Annotated in this window: 10 protein-coding genes; 7 read left to right on the top strand and 3 right to left on the bottom strand. The window is 71.2% G+C overall.

Annotation, left to right across the window (positions count from 1 at the left end; genetic code table 11):
- The first annotated feature begins 87 nt into the window (after positions 1–87).
- The 6 genes from SM793_RS11660 to SM793_RS11635 all read left to right on the top strand — a co-directional run bounded on the left by SM793_RS11660 (position 88) and on the right by SM793_RS11635 (position 8,573).
- Positions 88–1,119: a carbohydrate ABC transporter permease gene (locus SM793_RS11660; RefSeq protein WP_413815928.1), complete on the top strand. Its 1,032-nt coding sequence runs from the start codon at positions 88–90 to the stop codon at positions 1,117–1,119.
- Positions 1,116–1,943 carry a carbohydrate ABC transporter permease gene (locus SM793_RS11655; protein WP_320438036.1) on the top strand — a complete coding sequence of 276 codons (828 nt, stop codon included), beginning with the start codon at positions 1,116–1,118 and terminating at the stop codon, positions 1,941–1,943. The genes SM793_RS11660 and SM793_RS11655 overlap by 4 nt, the downstream gene beginning before the upstream one ends.
- 7 nt (positions 1,944–1,950) lie before the next feature.
- Positions 1,951–3,504: a glycoside hydrolase family 3 protein gene (locus SM793_RS11650; RefSeq protein ID WP_320438035.1), complete on the top strand. Its 1,554-nt coding sequence runs from the start codon at positions 1,951–1,953 to the stop codon at positions 3,502–3,504.
- 445 nt (positions 3,505–3,949) lie between these two features.
- A complete protein-coding gene (locus SM793_RS11645) occupies positions 3,950–5,242 on the top strand; it encodes an extracellular solute-binding protein (protein ID WP_413815936.1) in 1,293 nt (430 codons plus the stop codon).
- 246 nt (positions 5,243–5,488) lie between these two features.
- Entirely contained in the window at positions 5,489–6,541 is a 1,053-nt protein-coding gene (locus tag SM793_RS11640; RefSeq protein ID WP_320438033.1) for an SIS domain-containing protein, read from the top strand.
- Between the two features lie 511 nt (positions 6,542–7,052).
- Positions 7,053–8,573, top strand: coding sequence for a PAS domain-containing sensor histidine kinase (locus SM793_RS11635; protein WP_320438032.1), 1,521 nt, complete (start codon positions 7,053–7,055; stop codon positions 8,571–8,573).
- Positions 8,574–8,999: 426 nt separating this feature from the next.
- On the opposite strand, the gene SM793_RS11630 is transcribed toward SM793_RS11635, so the two are convergent.
- Positions 9,000–9,251 (bottom strand): WhiB family transcriptional regulator, encoded by a 252-nt coding sequence (locus SM793_RS11630; protein WP_014138019.1) that lies wholly within the window; start codon positions 9,249–9,251, stop codon positions 9,000–9,002.
- A 370-nt stretch (positions 9,252–9,621) separates the two neighbouring features.
- The gene (locus tag SM793_RS11625) at positions 9,622–10,593 is read right to left on the bottom strand and encodes a diacylglycerol/lipid kinase family protein (RefSeq protein ID WP_320438031.1); all 972 of its coding nucleotides are present in this window, start codon (positions 10,591–10,593) and stop codon (positions 9,622–9,624) included.
- A 50-nt stretch (positions 10,594–10,643) separates the two neighbouring features.
- Here SM793_RS11625 and SM793_RS11620 point away from each other — a divergent pair, with 50 nt between their 5' ends.
- Positions 10,644–11,072 (top strand): hypothetical protein, encoded by a 429-nt coding sequence (locus tag SM793_RS11620; protein ID WP_045939125.1) that lies wholly within the window; start codon positions 10,644–10,646, stop codon positions 11,070–11,072.
- 79 nt (positions 11,073–11,151) lie between these two features.
- On the opposite strand, the gene SM793_RS11615 is transcribed toward SM793_RS11620, so the two are convergent.
- The gene (locus SM793_RS11615; RefSeq protein WP_320438030.1) at positions 11,152–12,219 is read right to left on the bottom strand and encodes a SigB/SigF/SigG family RNA polymerase sigma factor; all 1,068 of its coding nucleotides are present in this window, start codon (positions 12,217–12,219) and stop codon (positions 11,152–11,154) included.
- Between the last annotated feature and the right edge of the window lie 63 nt (positions 12,220–12,282).

The following is a 12,282-nucleotide window of genomic DNA, read 5'->3' as shown; positions in this document are numbered from 1 at the left end:
GTCGAGCGGCGTCGCTCACCGGCCCCCGGCGGGGGGCCGGTGAGCGACGCCTGTCCGTCGTGGTCGGGTTGTCAGGAAGAGAGAACGATGGCTGTGCATTCGGAGCGGGTGCAGACACAGTCCCCGGAGTCAGGGAACGCCGCTGTGGCCACTATTGAGACGAGCGCCGCCCGTGGCGGCGGCGCCGGCACCGCGAAGAAGAAGAGCGCCAGACCGGCGGACGGGCGGAGCCTCGGCGCCCGGCTCGCGCCGTACCTGCTGCTCCTGCCGGCCACCGTGGCCACCCTGGGTCTGCTGGGCTGGCCCCTGCTGAAGACCGTCCTGGTCTCGTTCCAGAACCTGAACGCGCGCCAGCTCGTCCAGCACCTGACCGAGTGGAACGGCTTCGAGAACTACACCGAGCAGCTCAAGGACCCGCAGTTCTGGGCCGTCACCGGCCGGTCGGTCGCCTTCACCGCGCTGAACGTCTTCCTGATCATGGTCGGCGGCGCGCTGGTCGGCCTGCTGCTCAACCGGCTCGGCAAGAAGATGCGGCTGCTGCTGTCGATCGGCCTGCTGTTCGCCTGGGCGATGCCGGTGGTCGCCTCGACCACGGTCTACACCTGGCTGTTCGAGACCAGGTTCGGCGTCGTCAACTGGCTCCTGGACGCCCTGGGCTGGCACTCGATGGCCACCTACAACTGGACCGGCAGCCAGTACTCGACCTTCTTCGTGATCCTCCTGCTGCTGGTCTGGGGCTCGATCCCGTTCGTGGCGTTCAACATGTACGCCGCGCTGACCACCATCCCCAAGGAGCTCTACGAGGCGGCCCGGATGGACGGCGCCGGGCCGGTGAAGATCTTCACCGCGGTGATGTTCCCCAACCTCAAGCCGTTCTTCCTGGCCACGACCTTCCTCGAGGTCATCTGGATCTTCAAGGCCTTCACCCAGATCTACGCGATCAAGGCCGGCGGCCCCGACGGGCTCACCCGCACCCTGCCGATCCACGCCTTCCTGGAGGGCTCCGGCCGCCAGCACTACGGCAGCGGTGCCGCGATCGCGGTGCTCACCATCCTGATCCTGGGCGTCCTGATGGCGTACTACTTCCGGATCATTCTCAAGCAGGAGGACGAGCTGTGAGGCGCTCGCTCATCGGACGCACCTGGCCGAACGTCGTCGCGGTCGTCCTCTTCGTCTTCTTCGCGTTCCCCGTCTACTGGATGATCAGCACGGCGTTCAAGCCGACGAAGGACATCATCAGCAAGACGCCGGTGTTCGTGCCGTTCGACGCGACCCTGGAGCACTTCAAGACCGCGGTCAACGTGCCGAAGTTCTGGACGTACACCGCCAACAGCTTCATCGTCACCATCCTCGCGGTGGTGCTCTCGCTGGTGATCGCCACGCTGGCGTCCTTCGCGATCGCGCGGATGCGCTTCCGCGGCCGCAAGGCCTTCGTGCTGGTCATCATGGCCGCGCAGATGGCGCCCTGGGAGGTCATGACCATCGCGGTCTACCTGATCTCCCGCGACAACGAGATGCTGAACAGCCTCGTCCCGCTCACCGCCTTCTACATGATGATGGTGCTGCCCTTCACGATCTGGACCCTGCGCGGCTTCATCGCGGCGGTCCCGAAGGAGCTGGAGGAGTCGGCCATGGTGGACGGCTGCACCCGCACCCAGGCCTTCGTGAAGGTGATCTTCCCGCTGCTGGCGCCGGGCCTGATGTCCACCTCGCTGTTCGGCTTCATCACGGCCTGGAACGAGTTCCCGCTCGTCCTCATCATCAACAAGACGGACGGCCAGACCCTGCCGCTGTGGCTGTCCTCGTTCCAGACCGCCTTCGGCAACGACTGGGGCGCCACCATGGCGGCGTCGACGCTGTTCGCCCTCCCGGTGCTGATCCTGTTCGTCTTCCTGCAGCGCAAGGCGGTCGGTGGCCTCACCGACGGCGCCGTGAAGGGCTGATCCCATCGTGAGCATCCTCGTTCCCACCCTCCCGGCCTCCGACCAGCTGCACCGCGACGCGCTGACCGTCCTCCAGCCCGGCTTCGTCGGCACCGAGCCGCCGGAGTGGCTGCGCCGGCACCTCGCGGCCGGCCTCGGCTCGGTCGCCCTGTTCGACCGCAACGTGGCCGACCTCGGGCAGCTGGCCGCCCTCACCGCCGCGCTCCGGGCCGAGAACCCCGATCTGCTGATCGCCATCGACGAGGAGTCCGGCGACGTCACCCGGCTGGAGGCGGGCTCCGGCTCGTCCTGGCCGGGCAACCTCGCCCTCGGCGCGATCGACGACCCGGCGCTGACCCGCGACGTCGCCCGTGAACTGGGCCGGGCCCTGGCCGCCGCCGGCGTGAACTACAACTGGGCGCCCACCGCCGACGTCAACTCCAACCCGCGCAACCCGGTGATCGGCGTCCGCTCCTTCGGCGCCGACCCGGAGCTGTGCGCCCGCCACACCGCCGCCTGGGTCGAGGGACTGCAGTCGGCCGGCGTCGCGGCCTGTTCCAAGCACTTCCCGGGCCACGGCGACACCGCCGTCGACTCGCACCACGGGCTGCCGGTCATCGACGTCGACCTGGACGTGCTGCGGGCCCGCGACCTGGTGCCGTTCCAGGCCGCCATCGCCGCCGGGACCAAGGCCGTGATGACGGCCCACATCATGATCCCGGCGCTCGACCCGAAGCTGCCGGCGACGCTCAGCCCCGCCGTGCTGCGCGACCTGCTGCGCGCGGCCCCGCAGGACGGCGGCCTGGGCTACCAGGGCCTGATCGTCAGCGACGCGATCGAGATGGGCGCCATCGCCGACACCTTCGGCATGGGCGAGGGCACCGTGCTGGCCCTGGCGGCCGGCGCGGACGCGATCTGCGTGGGCGGCGGGCTGGCCGACGAGGCGACCGTGCTGATGCTGCGGGACGCCATCGTGGCGGGCGTGCAGTCCGGCCGGCTCCCGGAGGAGCGGCTCGCCGACGCGGCCGACCGGGTGCGCGCGCTGGGCAGCTGGGGCCGGATCGCGGCCCAGGGCGAGCGGCCGGAGGCGGACCTCGCGGTCGGCCTGCGGGCGGCCCGCCGGGCGCTGCGGGTGGTCCGGGCGCCGGGCCGGGAGGTCCTGCCGGTGACCGAGCGCCCCTTCGTGGCCTCGTTCTCCGCCGAGCCCAACATCGCCGTCGGCGACGTCACCCCGTGGGGCGTGGCCGGCATGCTGGCCGACCGCTTCCCGGGCACCCGGACCCGTGAGGTCGGCCCGGAGGCCGCCGCGCCGCAGGTGCTGGACGCGGTGGTGGCCGAGGTGCTGGCCGCGGCCGCGGACCGCCGCCTGGTGCTGGTGGTCCGGGACGCCCACCGGCACGAGTGGATGTCGGCCGCGCTGGCCCGCCTGGTGGCGGCCCGGCCGGACGCCGCGGTGGTCGAGATGGGCCTGCCGCAGTCCGAGCCGGTCGGTGCGCTGCACATCGCCACCCACGGTGCGGCCCGGGTCTGCGGCCTGGCCGCCGTCGAGGTGCTCACCGGGCAGCCGGGGGCGGTCGGCTGAGTCCCCGCCGGACCGCGACACCGGGGCCGCGAGGCGCCCCGCCGACGGGCCCGTCATGCGCATGGCGCATGGCGGGCCCGTCGGCGTCCCCGGACCGCGGTGGGCCGGCCGACCCGCCGATTCGGCCGATCTGACGGTGTTCCCTCAAATCTCCCTTAAGGCACCCTTAAATCCTACTGAGGGTGACCGCCGGGCAACTGATCGCCCACGGGGTACAACAGGTCTGCAACGGCGGTTCCTGCCAGGCCATTTGGCGTTGACACCAGAAGTGGTCTAGGCCAGGCTCCAGTCCATCCGGTTCGAATTTCAATTTCACCGGATGTGGTATCGGCCCACCCCGAAGCTCTTCGCCGCCCTTCCCGGACACCGTCCCGACGGGCGCCAGCACGCTGCCGGCGGGTACAGCTCAAACACCTCGGAGGATGGCGTGGGAAAGCGTCGGTTCATGGCGTCGGTCGGCATCGTGACGCTGGCCGCGGGCCTGACGGCCTGTTCGTCGGGCGGTCCGGCCTCCGGCGGCAAGTCGGCCTCGGCCGACCCGCAGTCCGCCACCGGCACCGTCACGGTCTGGCTGATGGACGATGCCCAGAAGAGCTGGCCCGACCTCGTCCAGCGGGTCAACGACGAGTTCGCGGCCAAGTACCCCAAGGTCACCCTGCGGCTGGCCTACCAGGGTTGGGCCGACAAGGTCGCCAAGCTCGACCGGGCGCTCGCCGACGGCACCGCCCCGGACGTGGTCGAGCTCGGCAACACCGAGACCATGAAGTACGTGCTCTCGGGCGCGCTGGCGCCGGTCGAGCGGAACACCTTCGACAACGCGGACAGCTGGATCAAGGCGCTCGCCAACACCTGCACCTACCAGGACAAGCTCTGGTGCGTGCCCTACTACGCGGGCGCCCGGGTCGCGGTCTACAACTCGGCGGCCCTCCAGCAGGCGACGGGCAGCGCCGACTTCCCGAAGACCGAGGACGAGCTGCGCACGGTCCTGGACCGGGTCGCCGACAAGAACAAGGCCGACCGCACCTACTCCGCGCTCTACCTGCCCGGCCCGTACTGGTACGCCGCGATGAGCTACGTCTCCGCGTACGGCGGCGCCATCGCCCGCTTCGACAGCGGCGGCACCTGGCACGGCACCCTGAACGACCCCAAGTCGCAGCAGGGCATCAGCCACTTCGTCGACCTGGTGCGCAAGTACAACAAGGGCGACCTGACGCTCAACGAGCAGAACCAGTACGAGGCGATGGCCCGCGGCCACGCGGCGGCCTTCTACGGCAACGGCTACGAGGCCGCCAGTGTCACCGCCCCGGTCACCGGCGACCCGAGCCTCAAGGACGCCGTCAGGGTGGCGACGATGCCGGGACCGGGCGGCAAGCCGCTGCCGACCTTCATCGGCGGCTCGGCGCTCGGCGTCACCGCGAAGTCGCCCGCCGCGGCCCTGGCCACCGACTGGGTCCGGATGTTCACCAGCACCAAGTCCGAGCAGGCGCTGGCGGACAAGGACATCCTGCCGAACAACCTCACCCAGCTGAACCCGCTGAAGAGCAAGCCCGCCACCGCCGCCGCGGCCAACGCGGTGCCGGACGCCTGGTTCACCCCGCTGGCCCCCGGCTGGGGCCTGGTGGAGAAGCAGAAGATCCTGCCGGACATGCTGACCGCCATCCTCAAGGGCAAGTCGGTGGACCAGGCCACCAAGGAGGCGGACGCCGCCATCGACCAGCTGATCAACAAGGCCGGCTGAGCAGCCGCCACCCCGGGTCCGGAGCCCCTCCCCGCACCGCCGGGAGGGGCTCCGCCGTCCCGGGGGCACCCCCGGCGACCGCCGGACCCGGCGCGGCCACCTCCTCGGATGTGCCGCACCCGGGCGGTCCCCGTAGGATTGCCGCAGCAATCACCGGAGCGAGTGTGCGGACTCGCCGCCGTAGAGGTCCCCGCCGGGCATTCCCGCCCGGGCGGGGTGGAACCATCTCATCGGAGGCACCCCACGATGTCCGACACGCAGACCGTCCCTGGCCGGATCATGGCGGCGGAGATGGCCGAGCAGCCGGCCGTCCTGCAGCGCATCCTCGACGAGGGTGCCCCCAAGATCTTCGAGATCGCCGGGCAGATCGCCGCACGCAAGCCGCGCTTCGTCCTGCTGACCGGGCGCGGCACCTCCGACAACGCGGCGCTGTACGCCAAGTACCTGATCGAGATCCTGCTCGGCAAGCCGGCCGGTCTCACCTCGATGTCCACCACCACCGCGTACGGGGCCCGGCCGGACCTCACCGACGTGCTGGTGATCACCGTCAGCCAGTCGGGCGGCTCGCCCGACCTGGTCGCCTCCACCAAGGCGGCCCGCGAGGCCGGGGCCATCACCCTCGCCGTCACCAACAACCCGGGCTCGCCGCTGGCCGAGGTCTCCGAGTTCCACATCGACGTGCTGGCGGGCCCGGAGAAGGCGCTGCCGGCCACCAAGACCTACACCGCCGAGCTGCTCGCCCTCTACCTGCTGGTCGAGGGCCTGCGCGGCGGCGACGGCGCGGCCGCCAAGGGCCTGCCGGAGCTGGCCACCGGGATCCTGGCCCGCCAGGACGAGGTCAAGGCGCTGGCCGAGCGCTACCGCTTCGCCCAGCGCCTGGTCATCACCTCGCGCGGCTACGGCTACCCGACCGCCCGCGAGGCGGCGCTGAAGCTCATGGAGACCACCTACATCCCGGCCTCCCCGTTCTCCGGCGCCGACCTGCTGCACGGCCCGCTGGCCATGGTCGACAACGTCTCCCCGGTCATCGCGATCGTCCCGGACGGCAAGGGCGGCGAGGCCCTGCAGCCGGTGCTGGACCGCCTGCGCGGCCGTGGCGCGGACCTGGTCGTGGTCGGCCAGCAGGCGCAGGTGGAGTCCGCCTCGGCGGGCTTCGCGCTGCCGGCCGGCGTGCCGGAGGAGGTCCAGCCGATCCTGGAGATCCTGCCGCTGCAGCTGCTGGCCTACGAGGTCACCATCGCCCGGGGCCAGGACCCGGACGCCCCCCGCGCCCTCGCCAAGGTCACCGAGACCCACTGACGCGGACAACGCGACAACGCCGAGACCCCCGTCCACAGCCTGTGGACGGGGGTCTCGGCGTTGTCGCCCCTCGGGGCGGAACGGGCCTGGAAAGCACTACGGGCCACGGCGCCGACACGGGACCCTCAACCCTCCCTCCTTGCCCGCCAGCGGGCAGGAGGGGCCCATGGCACCGCAGCCCGGGCCTGGAAAGCACTACGGGCCACGGCGCCGACACGGGACCCTCAACCCATGCGGCACCGCAGCCCGGAGCTGTCGTCGGGCGCCGTGTATGACCGAGAACTGTGCGGGGTCCTCGCTCGGCGGCGTCCGACCGAGAAGGGGCCTCGCGCGGTCAGGGCAGTTGCGCGGAGGGCCTCTCCTTGGTGCCCTTTCATTGTGGACTAGACCAATCTGGCTTGTCCAGGCCGACCCCAAAATTGGTCTGGACAACTTGGGGAGCGGCTGCGGACACCCGCCGCCCGGGGGTGCGCCCCGCCCGGCCGCGCGCCCCTGGAGCTACGCTCGCCCTGTGCCCTCGCTGAACGAACTCGTCCGCCGCCACACCACCCTGACCGGTGCCGATGTGGAGTGGCTGCACCTGCTGGTCTCGGAGTGGCAGCTGCTCTCCGACCTGTCCTTCGCCGACCTGGTCCTGTGGATCCCCACCTGGGACGGCATCCGGTACGTCTCGGTCGCCCAGATGCGGCCCAACACCGGCCCGACCTCCTACCAGGACGACATGGTCGGCCACCTCGTCCCGCGCGGCCGCCGCCCCCTGCTGGACGCCGCCTACGACGAGGGCCGGATCGTGCGCGAGGGCGACCCGGAGTGGCGCGAGGAGGTGCCGGTCCGGGTCGAGTCCATCCCGGTGCGGCGCGAGGGCAAGGTGCTCGGGGTGATCGCCCGCAACACCAACCTGCTGACCGTCCGCACCCCCAGCCGGCTGGAGCTCACCTATCTGCAGAGCGCCTCCGACCTGGCCCAGATGATCGCCGCCGGCACCTTTCCCTACCCGGGGGTCGAGCAGACCGACATGGACGCCGCGCCCCGGGTCGGGGACGGCCTGATCCGCCTCGACGCGGACGGCGTCGTCACCTACGCCAGCCCCAACGCGCTCTCCGCCTACCACCGGCTCGGCCTCACCACCGACCTGGTCGGCAGCCACCTGGGCCGGGCGACCGCCGAACTGGTGCCGCCCTCCCGGGCGGCCGTGCACGAGGCGCTGGTCAAGCTGGCGAGCGGCTGGGCACCCCGGCAGACCGAGGTGGAGGTCCAGGGCGGAGTGGTGACCCTGCGGGCCATCCCGCTCAAGCCCAAGGGAACTCTGACGGGCTCACTGGTGCTCTGCCGGGACGTCACCGAACTGCGCCGCCGCGACCGCGAACTGATGACCAAGGACGCCACCATCCGGGAGATCCACCACCGGGTGAAGAACAACCTGCAGACGGTCGCGGCGCTGCTGCGCCTGCAGTCCCGCCGGATGGAGTCGGACGCCGGCCGGGCCGCCCTGGACGAGGCGGTCCGCCGGGTCGGCTCGATCGCGATCGTGCACGAGACGCTCTCCCAGGCGCTGGACGAGAAGGTGGCCTTCGACGAGATCGCCGACCGGGTGCTGGCCATGGTGGTGGAGCTGTCCCAGGACGGCCGGGTGGCGACCCGGCGCAGCGGCAGTTTCGGCATCCTCTCGGCCGAGGTGGCCACCCCGCTGGCGATGGTGCTCACCGAGCTGCTGCAGAACGCGCTGGAGCACGCCTTCGGGCCGAGCGCCTCCGGCAGCCTGGAGGTCAGCGCGCTGCGCGGCCGGGCGCCGGCCACCGGTATGGGCTGGTCGGACAGTTGGAACGGCGGGGTGCGGCCGGAGGAGTACCTGCTGATCACCGTGCAGGACGACGGCAAGGGCATGCCGGAGGGCTTCGACCCGCAGCAGGCGGGCAATCTCGGGCTGCAGATCGTCCGGACGCTGGCCACCGGGGAGCTGGGCGGCACCTTCGACATGGTGGCGGGCCCGAACGGCGGCACCAAGGTGGTCCTGGAGATCCCGGTTCGCTGAGGGGTCCGAGGGCGTACCGGGGTGCGGGGGGAGCGTGCGACTGGCGTGAGCGCCGGTGGCCCGCTCCTTCACCACCGTCCGAGGTGTGAGGACGGCGGAAGACAAAAACGAGGCCCTGTCGACCGGGGGGGGTGGGTCGACAGGGCCTCTCAACCCGTTCCGGCCGTCGGGGGGAGTCGGCCGGAACGGGGGCTCTATTAGCGCGCCACTCGCCGGTGCGTTGCACACGGTGAGCGCCACAGCTCCACAATATTGCTCTCAGTGAACAGTATCAAGTGGCTGGGCGGGCAAGTGTCGCAGAACCTTGTCGGGCAAGGCCCTTTGTACGGAAGGCTTCACCAGGAAGTGCAGGCGAAGCCTTTGATCATGTGTTGATCGGAGCGGTGGTTACCGCCGGTACTACGGCGTGTGATCAGCCGCTGTTGGTCAGGCCGTGCGGGCGCGGTTGCGGGCGGCGCGGCGCTTCATCGCGCGACGCTCGTCCTCGCTCATGCCGCCCCAGACGCCGGCGTCCTGGCCGGTTTCGAGGGCCCACTGGAGACACTGCTCCATGACCGGACAGCGGCGGCACACGGCCTTGGCTTCCTCGATCTGCAGCAGAGCAGGACCGGTGTTCCCGATCGGGAAGAAAAGCTCCGGGTCCTCTTCGCGGCAGACAGCGCGGTGGCGCCAGTCCATGGTCGTCCAACTCCTCCTGCCGACGGGGGTCGCCCGCACGGCACATCGATGGTCCTTGTGAATGTGAACGCTTTCACGAATCCCGCAACAGCAAAAGAGACCAAAGGCCCATGGGGCCCGGGAGGTCTGTGCTGGGGAGGGATTCGGCGATTCGAGGGACACCCCGCGGTCGGCATCCAACAGGTTCTGCGGTTGCCGTCGCTGCGATGTGTCCCGATCGCCATGTAGAGGTTCGCAAACCTCGGGCCCGGATACAACCCCCTTCAGGGAGGAATTTTTGATTCTTCGGTGTCGCCTAGCTCACAGCCAGTACTTCTATGGAGTGAAGGGGGCTTGTGCGTTCGAGAAGAAGGGCGAAGGGCCCTTCTAGTCACACAATCACACGCAGTGCCCGCCGTACGCCTGTGAAACTGACGCGACTCCTGGACCCAAGGTGGTCCCCATCGACCTGGAACGGGGCCGGTTCCTCTGAAACCAAGGTGAAGTGCCGGACGTCGTGATAGGAGACGACGTGCTTCCCGGAGGGTCCCGGCGACGCGGCGCCGTCGCTCGAAGGCCCGTGCGACCGCAGGATCTGACGGACCGTTCGAGCAGTGCCGAACGCCGTCATCCGGGTGATGCCGAAGACGTCGAGGTCCGCGTCGAAGGACGCCAGCGGCGAGGGATAGACCGGGCGGTTGCCCAGGAACGTCCACGGCGAGGTGTTGCTGACTATCGCCAGCGCCAGGCCGGACACCGGCCCCCGGCCCGCCAGTTGCAAGGAAACCGGGCCTGATCTGCGCTGCTCACGCTGGGTGACGAAGTGGCGGAGCGCCTGGGTGACATAGAGCGCGTGCGTGGACTTGCGCCCCGCCCGGCGCTGCTCCTCGACCCGGCCGACCACCCCGGCGTCGAAGCCGAGTCCCGCGGTGAAGGTGAACCAGCGGTCCGGCAGTCCCTCGGTCATCGCCTTGCCCAGCCCGATCGGGCGCTCCCGCCGGCTCTCCAGGGCGTTCAGCAGTGCGCCGGTCGCCTCCACCGGGTCGTTCGGCAGACCCAGCGCGCGGGCGAACACATTGGTCGAACCGCCCGGGACCACGGCCAGTCGGGGGACCTTCTCGCCCGGGCCGTGCGAAAGCAGGCCGTTGACCGCCTCGTTGACGGTGCCGTCGCCGCCCAGGGCCACCACCAGGTCGACCGCGCCGTCCTCCACCGCCTCGCGGGCCAGGTCGCGCGCGTGGCCCCGGTACTGGGTCTGCGCCACCTCCAGCTTGAGGTCGCTGCGCAGGGCGTGGATCAGGACGTCCCTGGTGCGGCCGCTGGTGGTGGTCGCTTTCGGGTTGACGACCAGGAGAGCGCGCATGTGCTCAGCCTACGGGTCGGTACGGACCTCCCGGCGGCTACCCTGCTGGAGTGACCGCAGAATCCTCCGCACCCGTACCCGCGCCCGGTGCCGGCCGTCCGACCGCCCTCACCGTGGGCGCCGCCATCACGGCCGTCGCGGGCGCCGCGCTGGCCGTCGTGGGCGTCTGGGACATGGTCGCCGCGCTGTCCGGCCAGTCCAAGCAACTCGCCCTGAACGAGTTCGGCGGCCTGGTGATCGTGCTGCTCGGCGTACTGCCGCTGCTCGCCGCCCGGGCCCTGCTCCAGGGCCGCCGCTGGGGCCGCAGCCCGGCCGTGCTGACCAACTCGATCTGCCTGCCGGTGGCCTACTACATGTGGCAGAGCGGCGGCACCATGGCCGCCGTCGGGGTGGGCGTCGGCCTGCTCGGCCTGGTCGGCATCGGCGCGCTGCTCAGCCCGAAGTCGACGGCGGCCCTCTACGCTCCGCACGAGGGCTGAGCGCGGAGGGCCGCCGCCTTCCGGTACCGCACCGACCGACGGCCGCCGCCCGGCGGCCGTCGGTCCTGCTTTCCCGGTCCTACTCCTCCACCAGCAGCTTCTCCCGCAGCTGCGCGAGCGTCCGGGCGAGCAGCCGGGAGACGTGCATCTGGGAGATGCCCACCTCGGCGGCGATCTGGGACTGCGTCATGTTCCGGAAGAACCGCAGCACCAGGATCTTCTGTTCCCGGGGCGGCAGTTGGGCGAGCAGCGGCTTGAGCGACTCGCGGTACTCGACGCCCTCCAGGGCCTCGTCGGTGGCGCCCAGGGTGTCCGCGACGGCCGGCGACTCGTCGTCGTTGTCCGGCACGTCCAGGGACAGCGTGGAGTACGCGTTGGCGGACTCCAGGCCCTCCAGCACGTCCTCCTCGGAGATCCCCAGGTGCTCCGCCAGCTCGTGCACCGTGGGGGAGCGGCCGTGCCGCTGGGAGAGCTCGCTGGTCGCCGTGGTGAGCGACAGCCGCAGCTCCTGGAGGCGGCGCGGCACCCGGACCGCCCAGCCCTTGTCGCGGAAGTGCCGCTTGATCTCGCCGACGATGGTCGGCGTCGCGTAGGTGGAGAACTCGACCCCGCGCTCGTGGTCGAAGCGGTCCACCGACTTGATCAGCCCGATGGTGGCGACCTGGGTGAGGTCGTCCAGCGGCTCGCCCCGGTTGCGGAACCGCCGGGCCAGGTGCTCGACCAGCGGGATGTGCATCCGCACCAGCTGGTTGCGCAGCTCGACGCGCTCCGGGGAGCCCTCGGGCAGCGCGGACAGCCGGACGAACAGGGCCCGGGCCGCCTCGCGGTCCGGGGCACCGCTGCGCTGCGGACCCTGGGCGGGTACCGCGGCGCGCAGCGCCCGGGCCGCCTCGGCGGCGGTCCCGTCCTCCGGGCCGTCGCTGTCCGGGCCCCCGTCCGGGCGGTCGGCCGGCGGGAGGTCCGCGGCCGACGGCACGGGCGGGGGCGACTGATCGGGCGACGACTCGGGCGTCGGCTCGGTCGGCTGGCTCATCCGGTGGGCGTCCTTCGGGTGCGCTTCGTCGTTGGCGGCGAGGCCGGGGACGCTCGCCTGGGTCGGTACGGCAGGGCCCGCCGTCGCGAGGCCGGTACGGTCCAGATCACTCACGGCCATTCCCCCGTTCCGTTCCGGGAGCACCGGGACCGCCGGTCCCGGTTCGTCTCGATGGTC

Source organism: Kitasatospora purpeofusca (genome assembly GCF_034043715.1).
Taxonomy (GTDB): Bacteria; Actinomycetota; Actinomycetes; order Streptomycetales; family Streptomycetaceae; genus Kitasatospora; species Kitasatospora purpeofusca_A.
This window is presented reverse-complemented; position numbering and strand designations above follow the sequence as displayed.